This is a genomic window from Pseudoxanthomonas suwonensis, from assembly GCF_000972865.1.
GTDB lineage: Bacteria > Pseudomonadota > Gammaproteobacteria > Xanthomonadales > Xanthomonadaceae > Pseudoxanthomonas > Pseudoxanthomonas suwonensis_B.
The window spans coordinates 3097257-3111491 of the sequence record NZ_CP011144.1; the positions used below are offsets into that span (position 1 = coordinate 3097257).

Genomic DNA, 14235 nt, shown 5'->3' on the forward strand with positions numbered 1-14235 from the left:
GCTCCTACAGTAAGGACAGCCGCGCCGCTGCTGTTGTAGGAGCTGGCTTCAGCCGGCGACACGACGCCGGCGGCACAGGCGGCGCCCTCCGGGTTCCGACGCCCATGTCGCCCACTGGAGTGGGCTCCTGCAAGAAGGCGCAGCGGTTGCTTCGCCTCAGCCGCAGGTGACCCGGGTGATGGTGTTGTTGCCGTCGATCTCGACGTTGACCCGGTCGGGGCGGAAATCGCGGGTCACCGCCGTGCCCGGGCCGATCGGGCGGATCAGGCCGGCGCCGCTTTCGCGCCAGACCCGGCCCATCACCTCCTGCTCGGCCTGCTGGCCGACGGCCCAGGCCACCGGTTCGGCATTGCAGGCGCCGGCCGCGGTGCCGTTGCGGCCGGGTGCGCCCGGATCGGGCTGGACCGAACTGCACGCGGCCAGCTGTACCGTGGCGGCGAATATAGTGAGGGACAGGACGGCGGAGTGCGGTTGCATCGCGGCGGTTCTCCATGGACCCGGGGCGATTGTGCGACAAACCCGGCGGCGTTGCCGCGCCGGGTTCACTGCGCGGCCGGCGCCAGGGTCAGGCTGTGCCGCGTCGGCCCGGGCAGGAATGGCGTCGGCCGGCCCCGCACCCAGTCGTCGTGGCCGGCGCCCCAGAACGGCGAGAGCGGATGGCCGCTCTGGCCGCCGGGCATGTGCACGATGCCGTCGGCCTCGTGGCCAGGCGCGACGACCATGCGCTGGGACGCGCCGAACGCCGGTCCCTGCACCCGCGGCATGGAACCGTCGCCCGGCAGCGGTTCGGCCGGCATGCACAGCCGCGGACGGATGAAGCCGGGCAGGGCGTTGGCCAGCGGATGGCAGATCCGCGCGGTGTTGCGCTCGCCCCAGCGGCGTTCCGACAGCGGCCCCTTCCCGGTCAGGTCGTCGCGCACCTCGCGCGCGGCGTCCTCGAGCAGCGCGTCCCAGCTGTCGTAGCGGCGCGACAGCAGGTGCGCCGGGCGCTGCTCCAGCAGCGGCCAGGCGACGCCTTCCAGTTGCGGCAGGTCGGGCATGGCGAAACCGTCGCCGAGCGCGGCCTGCGCCGGCGCGGTCAGGCCGTCGGCGATGCGCGCGTGCACCGCCAGGCGCCAGGCGCGCACCAGCCGGTAGCTGACCGAGTCGACCGTGGCGTGGCCTTCCCAGGTCGCGCCGGCGCCGGCCAGGGCGGCCAGCGCCGAGTCCGCCGGCCGGGCCTTCGCCTCGTCCTGCAGCAGCTGCCACCAGCGCTGCAGGAACAGGGCACGGTCGTCGAGCTGGATCGCCAGCAGGTCGGCTTCGTCGAAGCGGTCCTTCGCCAGCAGGCCGTCGCGGATCTGCCGCGCGCGCGCGCCGAGCGCGTAGCCGCCGTCGCCTGCCAGGGCCAGCGCTTCGCCGTCGAGCACGCGGGCGTTGGCGGTCCACAAGCGATGGTTGGCCGGGTCAGCCAGGGCAGGCGTGTAACCCGAGAAGATCAACCAGGGATAGCAGTGCCCGGATGCGGCATCGACATCGTCCTGTGCATCCGGCGGCGGCCCCGGAACTGGCCGGAACGGGCGCGACAGGCGGGTAGGCCAGGGCAGCTCGCCCGTGCAGCCGCGGCCGCGGCCGGGCAACGGGCCGATGATGCGCCATGCGATCCGTCCCGCGCTGTCGCCTACGACCAGGTTCTGCGCCGGCATCCTCGCCTTGCCGGCGATGGACAGCGCGGTCTGGAGGTCGCCGGCCCGTGCCATATCGGCCAGGCCCACGTCGAGCGCGCCGGGCAGATGCGCCACCCAGCGCAATGCGAGCGCGGGCGCATCGCCGCGCGCCTCGTGCAGGATCGGGCCCTGTACGGTTTCCAGCACCTCCAGGGAGACCGGGTCGCCACCGGCGACGTGGATGGTTTCCACGTACCGTTCGCCTCCGCTGCAATCGCCGGGACTTGGATCGTCGGGAAGGCACGGGCGGACCGGATACCAGTCCGCGGTGTCGGCATAGCTGTTGGTGAAGCCCCAGGCCACATGCCCGTTGCTGCCGACGATCACCGCCGGCAGGCCGGGCAGGCTGAAGCCGGCCACGTCCACCCGGCCGCCGGGCGCGTGGCTGTCCGGGTAGCGCAGGCGCACGCGGAACCAGATGTTGGGCGCGCGCAGGCCCAGGTGCATGTCGTCGGCGACGATGGCGCGGCCATCGGCGGTGAGCGCGCCGGCCACCACCCAGTTGTTGCTGCCCGGCGTGCCCTTGTCGGCCAGCCGGCTCGGCCGGTCGGTATCGGGCATCGGCAGCGTGCGCAGGTCGACCTGGTCGGCCGTAGGCAGGGGCGCGTTGCCGCGCGCGTCGCCGAACAGCGGCGCGTCCCATTCGGTGCCGTCGTGGGCGAGCAGCCCGTACAGCGCCGGCGGAACATGCTGGCGGATCTTCCACAGGCGCAGTTCGCGCGCGTTGTCCGCGTCCTGCAGGTCGAAGTACATCGCGTAGCCGGTCAGCGCCGAATCGGCCACCTCCCAGCGGCGCGGCGCCTGCCGCAACAGCAGGTACGGCCAGGGTCGCACCCGCAGCGCATCGAGCCCGGCGTTGACGCCGTCGGCGTAGGCCTGCAGCTGCGGCATGCGGTCGCCGGCGAAGACGTCCAGATGGCTGTTCACGCGTGCGCGCATCCGGTGCGCGCGCTGCTTGCGGTCGACGTCGAGCGCCACCGGGCCGAACAGCTCCGACAGCTCGCCAGCCGCATTGCGCCGCATCAGGTCCATCTCGAAATAGCGCTCCTGCGCATGGACGAAGCCCAGCGCGCGCATCGCGTCCGCCTCGCTGGCTGCCTCGATGGTCACCACGCCCAGGGCATCGCGTTGCACCGTGACCGGTGCCGACAGGCCCGACAGGGCCGGGGACAGCTCCCCGTCGAGCGTCGCCAGGCTGCCGCGCAGCAGCCACCAGGCCAGCAGCGCCGCGCAGGTGGCGAGCAGCAGTAGCAGCACCGCGAGGCGTCGGATCCATCGGAGCATGCGTTTCCCCTGGGTAGTGGCGGTCCGGGCAGGTCCGCTGGGACGGATTATTCCACGGCCCGCGCGTGCGGCTTCCGGTGGCCGGGCGAAGTGAAGGGTAGCGCCGCAATTGCGAGTGATTCCGATTGGAACATCGCCGCCGCGCTTGCGGCACACTGCGCCCCGAAGCGTTGCCGGAGCCACCGACCATGAAAGGCCATCCCGAAGTCATCGACTGCCTGAAGGAACTGCTGCGCGGCGAACTGGCCGCGCGCGACCAGTATTTCCTGCATTCGCGCCGCTACGAGGACCAGGGTCTGAAGGCGCTGTACGAGCGCATCAGCCACGAGATGCAGGAGGAGACCGAGCATGCGGACGCGATCCTGCGCCGGATCCTGTTCCTGGAGGGCGATCCGGACATGCGTCCGCACGCGTTCACGCCCGGCACGACCGTGGTCGAGATGCTCGAGGCGGACCTGGCGGTCGAGTACAAGGTGCGCGCCAACCTCGCTGCGGCGATGACGCTGTGCGAGCAGAAGCAGGACTATGTCAGCCGCGACATGTTGCTGGCGCAGCTGAAGGACACCGAGGAAGACCACGCCTGGTGGCTGGAGCAGCAGCTGGGGCTGATCAAGCGCATCGGCCTGGAGAACTACCAACTGTCGAAGATCGACGGCGACGGCGGTCCTGCGCACGGTTGATCGGGGCGTTTGCTGCGGCGGCCAGGCGCGGGAACCACGAGGACGGCGCCTGTGCCGGCGGCGTCGCGTCGCCGGCTGAACCCGGCTCCTACAACAGCATCCGGCTTCGGCGCTCTTCTGTAGGAGCCGGCATGACGGCGACACGGGCGTCGGGATGACGAGGGCGTCGCCTGTGCCAACGGTGTCGCGTCGCGGGCAAGCCCGGCTCCTACAACGGCAGGACGCGTGGCCATCTTTCTGCAGGAGCCCAGCTTGCTGGCGACACGGGCGTCGGAATCGTGGGGACGTCGCCTGTGCCGACGGCGTCGTGTCGCCGGCTGAACCCGGCTCCTACAAGAACGGGCTGGCGCGGGTCGTTCAGCGCTTCCGCAGGCGGTAGACGGCGGTCGACAGCGCGGTGACGCCGTCTTCGCGGAAGCGCGGTTCCTGGGCGAGGACGTCGCGCCGCTCCAGCAGTTCGACGTCCCAGTCCGGCGCGAACAACACGCGTACCTCGGCCTCTTCCACCGGGAACGGTGGCCCGTCCATTTCCGTCTGCGGATACTCCAGCGTGATCAGCAGGCCGCGGCAGCCGGCGGGCAGCCTGCCGTAGATCTCGTCGACGTAGCGACGGCGCATCGCCGGTGGCAGCGCGATCAGGGCGGCGCGGTCGTACACGGCGTACATCGCGCCGAGCGTGGCGTCCGCCAGCGCGAACACGTCGCCCTGGACCAGGTCGATCGGGCCGGTGCGGTGGTGGATGCCGTCGGCGTCGTGGGACACCCGCGGTACCAGTCCGGCCTCGGCGAAGAACGCCTCCACCGCTAGCGGCGAAAGCTCGGCGCCCAGCACCCCGTGGCCCTGTGCCGCCAGCCAGTGCATGTCCAGGGTCTTGCCGGCCAGCGGCACGAACACCCGTCCGCCGGCGGGGACATCCAGCGCCGGCCAGTGCTTCTCCAGCAGCGGCATCACCTCGCCGCGATGGAAGCCGATGCGGCCTTCATGCCAACGCTGCAGCCAGAAATCCGCTTCCATCGCCAGACACTCACTCCACCGCCGCGCCCCTGCGCGACAGGCTTGCGACAGTGCTCGGCGCGCCGCCGCGCGCTGCGGCAATGATCGGCTGGCCATCCACCTTCTGCCGCGCCCCTGCGCGACAGGCTTGCGACAGTGCCCGGCGCGCCGCCGCGCGCTGCGGCAATGATCGACTACTCGACATTCAGGCCATCCACCTTCTGCCACCCCCGCGGCAGCAGCCCCCCGCGCGTCGCCCGCGCCCCCAGGTACTCCTCCAGCTCGCGGAACGACAGCGACATCGTGCGCTGGCCGCTGCGCACCTGCAGGGTCTGGCTTGGCGCGACCGCGGCCACCGCGACCACGCGCTCGGTGCCGAGCTTGGCCTTGGGGATGTCGATCAGCTTGTTGCCCTTGCCCTTGTCCAGTTCGGGCAGTTCGGTGGCGGGGATCGCCAGCAGGTGGCCGGCGCTGGTGACCGCCACGATCCGGTCGGCCTCGACGTTGGCCACCGCCGCCGGCTGCAGCACCCGCGCATTCGGGGTCAGGTTAAGCATGGCCTTGCCGGCCTTGTTGCGGCCGGTCAGGTTCTCGAAGCGGGTGACGAAGCCGTAGCCGTGCGAGGACGCCAGCACGAAGCGGGTGTCGTTGTCGCCGCTGGCCAGCGCCTGGAACGACGCGCCCTGCGCAGGCGAGAAGCGGCCGGTCAGCGGTTCGCCGTTGCCGCGCGCCGAGGGCAGCGTATGCACCACGGTCGAATAACTGCGTCCCTGCGAGTCCAGGAACGCCACCTGCTGGGTGCTGCGGCTGCGTACCGCCGCCAGCAGGCCGTCGCCGTCGCGGTAGGACAGGCCGGCCGCGTCCACGTCATGGCCCTTGGCCGCGCGGATCCAGCCCTTCTCCGACAGCACCACGGTCATCGGCTCGCTCGGCACCAGCTCGATCTCGTCGATGGCCTGCGCCGCGCCGCGCTGGACCAGCGGTGAGCGGCGCGCGTCGCCGAACTTCTTGGCGTCGGCCAGCAACTCGTCCTTGACCAGCTTCTTCAGCCTGGCGCGGCTGCCGAGGATGGCGACGATGCGCTCCAGTTCCTTGGCCAGCTCGTCCTGCTCGCCGCGGATCTTCATCTCCTCCAGGCGCGCCAGCTGCTTGAGCTTGGTCTCCAGGATGTACTCGGCCTGTTCCTCGGACAGGCCGAAGCGCGCGATCAGCGCGGCCTTGGGCTCGTCCTCGGTGCGGATGATGCGGATCACCTCGTCCAGGTTGAGGAAGGCGACCAGCAGGCCTTCCAGCAGGTGCAATCGGCGCTCGACCTTCTCCTGGCGGTGCTTCAGGCGCCGGGCCACGGTGTCGGTGCGGAAGGTCAGCCACTCCTCCAGCAGCGTGCGCAGGTTCTTCACCGCCGGCTTGCCGTCCAGGCCGATGACGTTGAGGTTGACCCGGTAGCTCCTCTCCAGGTCGGTGGTGGCGAACAGGTGGCCCATCAGTTGCTCGCCATCCACGCGGTTGGAGCGCGGCACCAGCACCACCCGCACCGGGTTGGCGTGGTCGGACTCGTCGCGGATGTCCTCCAGCCACGGCAGCTTCTTGGCCCGCATCTGCGCGGCGATCTGCTCGATCACCTTGGACGGCGAGACCTGGTAGGGCAGGGCGGTGACCACGAAGTTGCCGGTGCCTTCCTTCTGCCAGGTGGCGCGGGCGCGGATGCTGCCATTGCCGGTCTCGTACATCGTGCGCAGTTCGGCCGCGCCGGTGATGATCTCGGCGCTGGTCGGGTAGTCCGGGCCGCGCACGTGCTCGCACAGGTCGGCGACGGTCGCCTCCGGGTCGTCGAGCAGGCGCACGCAGGCGCTGACGATCTCGTTGAGGTTGTGCGGCGGCACGTCGGTGGCCATGCCGACGGCAATGCCGGTGGTGCCGTTGAGCAGCAGGTGCGGCAGCCGCGCCGGCATCCAGCTCGGTTCCTCCAGGGTGCCGTCGAAGTTCGGCACCCAGTCGACCGTGCCCTGGCCCAGCTCGCCCAGCAGGACCTCGGCGATCGGGGTGAGCTTGGACTCGGTGTAGCGCATGGCCGCGAACGATTTGGGGTCGTCGGTGGAGCCGAAGTTGCCCTGGCCCTCGATCAGCGGATAGCGGTAGGAGAACGGCTGGGCCATCAGCACCAGCGCCTCGTAGCAGGCCGAATCGCCGTGCGGGTGGTACTTGCCGATCACGTCGCCGACGGTGCGCGCGGATTTCTTGGGCTTGGCGGCGGCGCCCAGGCCCAGCTCGCTCATCGAATAGACGATGCGCCGCTGCACCGGCTTCAGCCCGTCGCCGAGGAACGGCAGGGCGCGGTCCAGCACCACGTACATCGAATAGTCCAGGTAGGCGCGCTCGGCGTACTCGCGCAGCGGGATCTGTTCGAAGCCGTGGAAGGTCGGGCGGACGGTCGGGTCGGTCATGCGCGGCACATCGGGGGACAGACCGCGATTCTACCGCGCGGCGGCGCCCTGATCCCGTCTCCTCCGTCGGCGCCTATGTGACGGACCCGGGACCTGACAGGAAGGGGCTGAGCCTGGCGCGCTCGAATGCCGCGAGAATTCGGTCGAATCGCTCACGGACCACGGTTTCGAACTCCGGGTGCGTGAACACGTAGAGCTCCGTGGCGCGGATTGCCTCTATTGCCATTCCGGCCACGACTTCCGGTGCCATGCCGGCCTCGACGGCAGCCTTCGCGGCTGCATTCACGGGCTCCCCGGCGCCTGCGCCGGGCTGGTTGCGCCGGCTCTCGGCGATCCGCGTGCGCACGAACGCGGGGCAGAGCACGGTGACCCCGATGCCTCGCGCGGAAAGCTGCCCGGCCCAGCCTTCGCTCATGCCTATCACTGCGAACTTCGTCGCGGTGTAGGGCTCGTGGGTCGGCGCAGAGATCATCCCGCCCATGGAGGCGGTGTTGACGAAATGGCCACCTTCGCCGTGCCGTTCGATCAGCGGCGTGAAGACTTCGGTGCCGTGGATCACGCCCTTCAGGTTGATGTCGAGGATCCAGTCCCAGTCGCGCGGACGCAACTCGCCGATCCTGCCGGTGACGCTGACGCCGGCGTTGTTGCAAACGATGTGAATCTTTCCAAAGGCCGCAAGCGTCGCGTCGGCGGCCGCCTGCACGGCGTCACGTCTGGAGACGTCGCAGATCACGCCCGCGGCGGCCACGCCCTGCGCCTTGAGGCGAGCGACTGCTTTATCGAGCGCGCCGGCCTCGACATCGGCCAGCATCACCTTCATCCCGAGGCGTCCGAACGCTTCGCCGAGCGCCAGGCCGATGCCACTGGCCCCGCCAGTGACGAACGCGACCTTGCCTTCGAAGTCCTTCATGTCGAAGCCAGGGCGGTGAACGGACAGCCCATCCCACCCGCCCTTGCCAGCGCGGCCGAACGGCCCTTCCAGCCGCCAGTCCTGTGCGCGGCGGACAGCTCGTAGATTCCGCGCCGGGCGGCAAGGATGGGATCGTCCGACATCTCGATGCCGTCCGTCAGGCGCGTCGGGTCGTGCAGCATCACCGGGTCGCCGATTTCTTCGGGGCTCGTCGGCCGGGTGAGCTCAAGCCGTCCGATGATGACGCGCTGCCGGTCGGCCGGCCAGGCGGCAGTGGGGTCGTGGGTAGGATCTTCGGGCCCGGCGATCTGCAGCGCGAGTCGGTAGCCGACGGGTCCATCCCGAAGCCGCGCCTCCAGCTCTTCGTACAAGTGGCTTGGCGGGTGCTGATGCAGGGCCTCCAATGTCTGTCCCGCCTCGCCAGCCTCCGGCTCCCACGAATAGCGGGCATGGCAGGCGTTTCCGTCCGCGTTGACGAAGCGGAAGGCGTGCAGCGCGTTGAACCGCGTCCGGGCGAAGCTCAGTGCCGCCGGAGCGGCCTGCAGCAGTTGCAACGCATGGCCGATCCAGGGACGTGCCGCGACGAAGGCCTGGATACGAACCTCATCGCGAATCCCTGTGCCAGGGTCAGGTCCGGCAACTTCGAGGAAGGCGAGCGTCTCTTCCGGCGTGCGCGTGATGAAGACGGCAAGCGGCAGCGCGACCAGATCGGTCACCGTCCCATCGGGCAGGAAGAACTTTGTCGCCATCGAGACCGATCGCGCGGGTCCCATCGGATTTCCGGAAGGGCTGTTCGAGAACCGGACCGTAGCCGGAGTGGCATCTCCCTGCAGGTGGAGCGCCCGGCTTATCCGGGGAGCTGCCGGCGAACCGACGAAGGTGGCCGCGTAATAGCGTCCATTCGCATGCACGCCACGACAGCCGGGGTAGAAACCCCCGAAGTTGCGGTGGATCGACTCCACCAACCGTTCGGAAGTCTCGTACTGGGGGCACACGGCCTTCACCGCAGTCCCCTCTTCGTGAGTTCACCCAGGTACCAGACAATGATCGGGCGCAGCTTCTCGGCCTCCGTCGTCTTCCAGTCCCGAAAAAGTTCCGTGCTGAGGGCAAGCACCGTATTCGGTATCGCCCCTGCCTGAATCATGCGATCCAGAGCCACGGCATGCGCGACCTGGGATTGACCGCCCACGGCATCGGCAACGAACATGGCTTCAAAGCCTTCCTTGAGCGCATCAACGACGGGATAGGCAAGACAGATCTCCGTATAAAGCGCACCGAAGATCAGGCGTCGTCGCCCCGTTGCCAGCACTGCGGCGCGAAACGGGGCGTCCTCCCACGCATTCATGGTGCTGCGGTCGATGATTTTCGTGGCGGGGAGCTCCGCGGTGATGGAGGCCCGGGTCGGGCCGTTCACGCCCATCTCCACGCCCACCGTGCTCAGGATCACCGGAATGCCCACGGCCTTCGCGATCCGGATCAGGTACCGGATGTTCAGGTCGACCAACTCCGGGCCGATCTCTGACCGGATGTTGTCGAACATCTCTTGCTGATAGTCGATCAGCAGCACGGCGACCTCGTCATGGTTCCAGACGGCGCCTTGAGGAGACGGTTTCTGCGAGGGCAAGGCGGTCATTGCCACACTCCGGCTTTGGAGGCTGCGCCGGCAGGACCGAGCATGCCAATGGATTCGAGGATATTCCCCGCTCCTTCCAGGCCGCAGCGTGGCGCGTTGGCGCCGAAAGGGGGTGGTGCGATGATGCTGGCACAGGTCACGAACGCGGTTCTGCTGCGGAAGGTCTGCATCGCTGCTCCCCCGTGTCGCGGGTCGTAGGTGGATGGGTGGTCGCCTCGGCTGCGCGTGGAGGAAGAACTGCCAGCTGTCGGCCGGATGCCTGCAGGATCGGGAAGCCCGGTAGCGATGGATTGCATCTGCGTGCGCAATCGCCTTGGTGTTCGTCCCTGGTGGGCCGCGCCTGTATGGTGTGCGCTTCGCCTACGGGTTCGACTGGGCATGGCGTGTAGGCTGCCGACGATGCGGAAGACGTGTATGGGCTGGTTGTTGATGGGAATGCTAACGCCCGCGGCGGCGGCAGATCGGCTGGACGCCGCCACGCGTGCCGCGATCCGCGCGGACGCGGGCGGGCCGATCATCATCGGCCACCGTGGTGCCAGCGCGCTGCGCCCTGAGCACACGCTGGAGGCCTATGCGAAGGCGATTGAGGACGGAGCGGACTTCATCGAGCCGGACCTGGTGATGACGCGCGACGGCGTACTGGTGGCGCGCCATGAGAACGAGATCGGCTCGACCACCGATGTGGCACGGTATGCGGAGTTCGCCGGCCATCGCACCACCCGGAAGGTGGACGGTGTCGCGGTGGAGGGCTGGTTCATCGAGGACTTCACCCTGGACGAACTGCGCCGGTTGCGGGCGATCGAACGCCTTCCCGCATTGCGCGGCGACGCATTCGACGGCCGCTACGCCGTGCCCACGTTCGAGGAGATCGTCCGCTTCGCCGCGGAGTCGTCCGCGCGGCACGGGCGGGTCGTCGGGCTGGTTCCGGAAATCAAGCATTCCAGCCATTTCCATGCCTTTGGGTACGATCCGGAGGCCGCACTGCTGGACGCGTTGCGCGCGCACGAGTACACGCGGCGGGCTCCGGTGGGCATCCAGTCGTTCGAAGTCGGCAATCTCGAGCGGCTGCGCACGCTGCTGGACGCCGCGAGGATGGACAACGTGTTCCTGGTGCAACTGTTGGGCGCACCGGACGAATCGCCTTACGACCTGGCGACCGCCGGTGAACCGATGACTTACCTGCAGATGGCATCGCCGCAGGGGCTGGCGCAAATCGCGACGTATGCCGACGTGGTGGCGCCGCATCTGCGCTACGTGTTGCCGCTGACCGCCGAGGGGGACCTCTCCACGACCGGCACCGGGTTCGTGGAGGCTGCGCACGCGGCCGGGCTGGCGGTGCACGTCTGGACCTTGCGGCCGGAGAACCTTTTCCTGCCGCCAGCATTGCGTTGCGACGGGGGCGACAGCGTTCGTTGCCTGCGAGGCGCCGCCATCGAGGCCGAGGCGTTGGCCGCCGCTGGCGTGGATGCGTTGTTCGCCGACGATCCCGGATCGATCGCAAGGGGTTGGGTATCGGAGCAGGGTGCTGCGCCGGCCATTCCGGAGCGGAACTGACTTCGGGAGCCCGCAACGAAAGAACCCCGCCATGACGGGGTGCGGTCTAGTCGGCCTTCGGCCTGGGTCTTCGGTCTAACCCGGGCACCAACGGAAGTCGTTAATTTATCTAGCAAACGGGAAGGGAGCATCCCGCCTCGCACTGCTCCGGCCTCATTTCGCCGCGAGAAGGCCGGGCGCCGCTGTGGAGCCGCCCTTTGCTGCCGGGTCCTTGCCGGAGTAGGTCCTGGAATGCCCGCAAGACAAGCTTCCCGCGCCTGGAGGCGTGACTTACTGGTAGCCGTCTCTACGCGTAGCGCCACGACGCCCTGCTACCAGCAAGCGCAGCGCGGGAGACGAATTCAAGCGCGACAGCGTTCCTCGCACGCCAGGTGTAGAGCGCCCGGATTCACGGGTGTTTGACCGCACCTGCGCGAAGGTGGCGAACACGCATGCCGGCCGTGCCTGGACCGGCGCACAGCGACCGTGGCGCCCGTCGCCGTCGCCACCCAAACCGTTCCGAAGGTCCGCATCGTGACCGACACCCGCGCACAATCCGGCGAGCATGGCCAACCCGTGGTGCTGATCACCGGGGCTGCGGGCAGCGTCGGCACCTCGCTGGCGGCGGCGCTGCGGCCGGCCTATCGGGTGGTCGGGATGGACGTGTCCGAACCGGAGGACGGCGCGGACGGGATCGAGATCGATCTGACCTCGGACGCATCGGTCGAGCGGGCGATGCGCGAGTTCCGCGAGCGCTACGGCAATCGCATCGCCTCGGTGGTCCACCTGGCGGCGTACTTCGATTTCAGCGGCGAATACAAGCCGCTGTACGACCAGGTCAATATCGAGGGCACGCGCCGGCTGCTGCGCGCGCTGCGTGGACTGGAGGTGGAGCAGTTCGTCTATTCCGGGACCATGCTGGTGCACGAGGCCACCGAGCCCGGCGGGCGCATCGACGAGGCCGCACCGATCCGGCCGCGCTGGGCCTATCCGCAGTCCAAGGCCGCGGCCGAACAGGTGGTCGCCGAGGAGCACGGGGGCATTCCCTATGTGCTGCTGCACCTGGCCGGCCTGTACGACGACCGCACCGCGGTGCCGACGCTGGCGCAGCAGATCGCGCGCATCTACGAGCGCAACATCCAGGCCCATCTGTACGCCGGCGATCCGCGCGCCGGACAGTCGATGATCCATCGCGAGGACATGATCGACGCCTTCCGCCGCAGCATCGACCGGCGCGCGGAACTGCCGGAGGCCTCGACGATCCTGGTCGGCGAACCCGAGGCGATGAGCTACGAGGCGCTGCAGGACGCGTTGGGCGGGCTGATCCACGGCGAGGAGTGGGCCACACGGCGGGTGCCCGGACCGCTGGCCAAGGCCGGCGCGTGGCTGCAGGGCGCGGCCGAGCCGGTGGTGCCCGACGCGATCGACCGCGGCAAGAAGCCGTTCATCCGTCCCTTCATGATCGAGATATCCAGCGATCACTACGCGCTGGACATCGCCCGCGCGCGCGACCTCCTGGGCTGGGCGCCGCAGCACAGGATCGCGGACACGCTGCCGCGACTGGTGGAGGCGCTCAAGCGCGATCCCGCCGGCTGGTACGAGGCCAACGGCGTCACGCCGCCGCCATGGCTGGAGACTGCGGAGGAGGAAGGCGGGCGGGTGGAGATCCTGCGCCGGTGCGCCGAGGCGGAGTTCCGCCGCGACCACCAGCGTTACCTGTGGGGCCCGTTCGCCATCGCGGGGCTGGGCGCCTGGCTGATCGCCTCGCCGCCGACCTTCGGCGAGGTGGAGGCGGCGATGGCCGCCAGCGACGTGGCTTCCGGCGTCGCGCTGCTCGCGCTGGGATTGCTGTCGCTGTCGTGGCGGCTGGCGCCGCTGCGCTGGTTCACCGCGCTGGTCGGCATCTGGGTGATGTTCGCGCCACTGGTGTTCTGGACCGGGAACGCCGCCGTCTATCTCAACGCGACCCTGGTCGGCGCCCTGGTGACGGTACTGGCGGTGGCGCTGCCGCCGGCGCCCGGAATTTCCCCGGTCGCCGCGCGCGCAGGACCGACGGTGCCGCCCGGCTGGGACTATTCGCCCTCGGACTGGAGCCAGCGCCTGCCGATCATCGTGCTGGCCGTGGTCGGCCTGATCATGGCGCGCTACATGGCTGCCTACCAGCTCGGGCACGTCGATTCGGTCTGGGAGCCGTTCTTCGCCGGGACCGGCGGCAAGAACGGCACCGAGACCATCATCACATCGGAGGTGTCGGAGGCCTGGCCGGTCCCCGACGCCGGGTTGGGCGCGCTGGTCTACCTGCTGGAGATCATCACCGGCCTGGTCGGCTCCAGGAACCGCTGGCGCACCATGCCGTGGGTGGTGGTGGCGTTCGGCTTCATGATCGTGCCGCTGGGCGTGGTGTCGATCACCTTCATCGTGATCCAGCCGATCGTCATCGGCACCTGGTGCACGCTGTGCCTGATCGGCGCGGCGGCGATGCTGCTGCAGATCCCCTATTCGCTGGACGAACTGCTCGCCACCGGACAGTTCCTGCGCCGGCGCAAGCGCGCGGGCAAGAGCCTGCTGCACGTGTTCTTCGCCGGCGACACCGACGAGGACGCGGGCGCGCCCGACCGCGGTCGCGACGAGTTCGAGCGCGGTCCCGTGCAGGTGCTGCGCGACACGGTAGGCGGCAACGTCAACGCCCCGTGGACCCTGCTGGCCTGCATCGCGATCGGCCTGTGGCTGATGCTGACGCGGCTGAGCGTCGGCGCGGAGGGCGCGATGGCGAACGCCGACCACCTCATCGGTTCGCTGGTGATCACGGTGGCGGTGATCGCGCTGGCCGAGGTGGCGCGGCCGGTGCGGCTGCTCAACATCGGCTTCGGCGTGGCGCTGCTGATCGTGCCGTTCGTCTACGACGCGCCGGCGCCCTCGCTGTGGTCCAGCCTGGTCTGCGGAGCGGCCCTGATCGTGCTGAGCCTGCCGCGCGGCCCCATCCGCCAGCGCTACGGCGACTGGAACCGGCTGCTGGTCTAGGGCCGGTCGACGCTCCGGGGCAGATCATCGG

The 14235-nt window shown here is 69.5% G+C and carries 10 protein-coding genes; 3 read left to right on the forward strand and 7 right to left on the reverse strand.

Translation table 11 applies throughout. The annotated features are described in order from the left end of the window. Nucleotides 1-156: 156 nt before the first annotated feature. Both WQ53_RS12780 and WQ53_RS12785 read right to left on the reverse strand, forming a co-directional pair. Entirely contained in the window at nucleotides 157-477 is a 321-nt protein-coding gene (locus WQ53_RS12780) for an I78 family peptidase inhibitor (protein WP_052632963.1), read from the reverse strand. 65 nt (nucleotides 478-542) lie between these two features. After that, nucleotides 543-2990, reverse strand: coding sequence for a penicillin acylase family protein (locus WQ53_RS12785; protein ID WP_052632965.1), 2448 nt, complete (start codon nucleotides 2988-2990; stop codon nucleotides 543-545). Nucleotides 2991-3178: 188 nt separating this feature from the next. On the opposite strand from WQ53_RS12785, the gene bfr reads away from it, so the two are divergent. Then, nucleotides 3179-3670 (forward strand): bacterioferritin, encoded by a 492-nt coding sequence (gene bfr, locus WQ53_RS12790; protein WP_052632967.1) that lies wholly within the window; start codon nucleotides 3179-3181, stop codon nucleotides 3668-3670. Nucleotides 3671-4027: 357 nt separating this feature from the next. Here bfr and WQ53_RS12795 read toward each other — a convergent pair whose 3' ends face one another. From WQ53_RS12795 to WQ53_RS12815, 5 genes are all read right to left on the reverse strand, one after another. Next, nucleotides 4028-4684: a thiopurine S-methyltransferase gene (locus tag WQ53_RS12795; RefSeq protein ID WP_052632969.1), complete on the reverse strand. Its 657-nt coding sequence runs from the start codon at nucleotides 4682-4684 to the stop codon at nucleotides 4028-4030. A 173-nt stretch (nucleotides 4685-4857) separates the two neighbouring features. After that, on the reverse strand, nucleotides 4858-7107 hold the full coding sequence (gene parC / locus WQ53_RS12800; protein ID WP_052632971.1) for a DNA topoisomerase IV subunit A: 2250 nt from the start codon (nucleotides 7105-7107) through the stop codon (nucleotides 4858-4860). Between the two features lie 73 nt (nucleotides 7108-7180). Next, a complete protein-coding gene (locus WQ53_RS12805) occupies nucleotides 7181-8017 on the reverse strand; it encodes an SDR family NAD(P)-dependent oxidoreductase (RefSeq protein ID WP_052632972.1) in 837 nt (278 codons plus the stop codon). Next, the gene (locus tag WQ53_RS12810; RefSeq protein WP_158497845.1) at nucleotides 8014-8979 is read right to left on the reverse strand and encodes a catalase; all 966 of its coding nucleotides are present in this window, start codon (nucleotides 8977-8979) and stop codon (nucleotides 8014-8016) included. Before WQ53_RS12810 ends, WQ53_RS12805 begins: the two co-directional genes overlap by 4 nt. A 38-nt stretch (nucleotides 8980-9017) precedes the next feature. After that, nucleotides 9018-9650 (reverse strand): isochorismatase family protein, encoded by a 633-nt coding sequence (locus WQ53_RS12815; RefSeq protein ID WP_052632975.1) that lies wholly within the window; start codon nucleotides 9648-9650, stop codon nucleotides 9018-9020. Between the two features lie 414 nt (nucleotides 9651-10064). Here WQ53_RS12815 and WQ53_RS12820 point away from each other — a divergent pair, with 414 nt between their 5' ends. Both WQ53_RS12820 and WQ53_RS12825 read left to right on the forward strand, forming a co-directional pair. Then, complete coding sequence (locus WQ53_RS12820) at nucleotides 10065-11204, forward strand: glycerophosphodiester phosphodiesterase family protein (RefSeq protein ID WP_236685861.1); 1140 nt, start codon at nucleotides 10065-10067, stop codon at nucleotides 11202-11204. A gap of 513 nt (nucleotides 11205-11717) precedes the next feature. Next, nucleotides 11718-14204: a vitamin K epoxide reductase family protein gene (locus tag WQ53_RS12825; protein ID WP_052634080.1), complete on the forward strand. Its 2487-nt coding sequence runs from the start codon at nucleotides 11718-11720 to the stop codon at nucleotides 14202-14204. The last annotated feature ends 31 nt before the right edge of the window (nucleotides 14205-14235 follow it).

Excerpts from the sequence above, each read along its gene's own strand:
- WQ53_RS12780 (WP_052632963.1), bottom strand. The coding sequence starts at position 477 with ATGCAACCGCACTCCGCCGTCCTGTCCCTCACTATATTCGCCGCCACG.
- WQ53_RS12785 (WP_052632965.1), bottom strand. The coding sequence starts at position 2,990 with ATGCTCCGATGGATCCGACGCCTCGCGGTGCTGCTACTGCTGCTCGCC.
- bfr (WP_052632967.1), top strand. The coding sequence starts at position 3,179 with ATGAAAGGCCATCCCGAAGTCATCGACTGCCTGAAGGAACTGCTGCGC.
- WQ53_RS12795 (WP_052632969.1), bottom strand. The coding sequence starts at position 4,684 with ATGGAAGCGGATTTCTGGCTGCAGCGTTGGCATGAAGGCCGCATCGGC.
- parC (WP_052632971.1), bottom strand. The coding sequence starts at position 7,107 with ATGACCGACCCGACCGTCCGCCCGACCTTCCACGGCTTCGAACAGATC.
- WQ53_RS12805 (WP_052632972.1), bottom strand. The coding sequence starts at position 8,017 with ATGAAGGACTTCGAAGGCAAGGTCGCGTTCGTCACTGGCGGGGCCAGT.
- WQ53_RS12815 (WP_052632975.1), bottom strand. The coding sequence starts at position 9,650 with ATGACCGCCTTGCCCTCGCAGAAACCGTCTCCTCAAGGCGCCGTCTGG.
- WQ53_RS12820 (WP_236685861.1), top strand. The coding sequence starts at position 10,065 with ATGGGCTGGTTGTTGATGGGAATGCTAACGCCCGCGGCGGCGGCAGAT.